Source organism: Vibrio sagamiensis NBRC 104589, from assembly GCF_007990935.1.
GTDB classification, from domain to species: domain Bacteria; phylum Pseudomonadota; class Gammaproteobacteria; order Enterobacterales; family Vibrionaceae; genus Vibrio; species Vibrio sagamiensis.
Map to the genome: position 1 here is coordinate 1 of NZ_BJXJ01000110.1, position 2,066 is coordinate 2,066.

At 41.7% G+C, this 2,066-nt stretch carries 1 protein-coding gene and 1 pseudogene; both read right to left on the reverse strand.

From position 1 onward, the window contains the following. Positions 1-115: pseudogene (locus VSA01S_RS19620) on the reverse strand (IS6 family transposase); the annotation flags it as partial. 187 nt (positions 116-302) lie between these two features. Next, a partial coding sequence (locus tag VSA01S_RS19625) for a BspA family leucine-rich repeat surface protein (protein ID WP_147052791.1) occupies positions 303-2,066 on the reverse strand: 1,764 nt, incomplete at its 5' end.

The following is a 2,066-nucleotide window of genomic DNA, read 5'->3' on the forward strand; positions in this document are numbered from 1 at the left end:
CGGACAACATATCACTGAGGTTTGCGTAGCTCATTGTGGTAGTGCCATACCACCGCACACACCATAAGATAAGTTCAGGGGTGAAATTTCGCCATTTGAATTCAGACTTGGCCATAACGCATTGCTCAGTGATGAATCATAGTTAAAGCCTGGCGAGGTGTGATGTTTTTGCAACAAGCCCAAGTAAAACGCGCCCAATCATAAATGATGATTTAATGAGCGCGTCACCAAAACTCTATTAAGCCCTTATGCAGCACTCAAATACTGCATATAGGTAACTGTTAAGTGATTTGTCAAAAGAATTATTGGGGGCATGTACCCCACTGTGGCTGAACGACTTCCTGACCCTCAAACCCCGAACCGGAATCAAACTCTTCAGGTTTGTACGATATTTGACTCACACACCAATTAGCAATGTCTTGGTCGAATTTTTCAGCGCCATTGAACATAGTTTTCATATTCGTCACATTGGCGGTATTCCAGTTGATAATGTCTCTGTCAAATATTACAGCGCGCTCAAACATACCGCTCATATCCCCCACCATGCCAGTATTCCAGTTACTAATGTCTCCATTGAAGTTAACAGCAGCCTGGAACATATCCTTCATATTCGTTACCTTGACAGTATTCCAGGTATCTCCATTGGTTTTCATATCTTGGTCGAATGCTTTAGCACCCTTGAACATGCTGTTCATATCCGTCACATTAGCAGTATTCCAGTTACCTATGTCTTGGTCGAATTTTTCAGCAACAAAGAACATCCAACTCATATCCGTCACATTGGCTGTATTCCAGTTGCTAATGTTTTTATTGAATGCCTTAGCCATCGAGAACATATTGCTCATATCCGTCACATTGGCTGTATTCCAGGCATCTCCATTGGTTTTTATTTCTTGGTCAAATCTTTTAGCCATATAGAACATGCTGTTCATATCCATCACATTGGCAGTATTCCAGTTACTAATATCTTGGTTGAATTTTTCAGCACCTTGGAACATAGCGCTCATATCCTTCACATTGGCGGTATTCCAAGCATCTCCATTGGTTTTTATTTCTTGGTCAAATTTTATAGCGCCCTTGAACATAGTTCTCATATTCGTCACATTGGCGGTATTCCAGTTGCTAATGTCTCCGTTGAAGGCAGCAGCACCCTCGAACATAAAGCTCATATACTTCACATTGGCTGTATTCCAAGAATCTCCATTGGTTTTTATATCTTGGTTGAATTTTTCAGCACCTTGGAACATAGCACTCATATCCGTCACATTAGCAGTATTCCAGTTACTAATGTCTCCGTTGAAATCATTAGCCATCGAGAACATATCACTCATATTCGTCACATTGGCTGTATTCCAAGAATCTCCATTGGTTTTTATATCTTGATCGAATTTTGAAGCTTCCCAGAACATAGCGCTCATATCCGTCACATTGGCTGTATTCCAGTTACTAATGTCTCCGTTGAAGACCCTAGCAGCCTCGAACATACTGTTCATGTCCGTCACATTGGCTGTATTCCAGCTACCAATGTTTTGGTCGAATGCATTAGTATCCTCAAACATAGCGCTCATATTCGTCACATTAGCAGTATTCCAGCTACTAATATCTCGGTTGAAGACCCTAGCAGCCTCGAACATACTGTTCATGTCCGTCACATTGGCTGTATTCCAGTTACCAATGTCTTGGTCGAATGCATTAGTACCCTCAAACATAGCGCTCATATTCGTCACATTAGCAGTATTCCAGCTACTAATGTCTCGGTTGAAAGCCTGAGCAAGCCAGAACATGGCGCTCATATCCGTCACACTGGAAGTATCCCAATCGCCAATGTCTTCGTTGAAAGAGTATTCACCACGGAAAAGTTCACTCATATCTGTTACACATGATGTGTCAAATGTAATGTTTCTACCCGCAGAGAGTAAGCCTTTGTACTCAGTTCTTGGAGAGACAGACGTGTTTATTACCGCTTTACGAATGGTCGCATTGTTTAAAACAATAGTCGTACCATTTTCATCACCAGCTCTGTCAAGCAGAGCTTGAATGTCTTCCACTGATGTGAAAGGCCTACT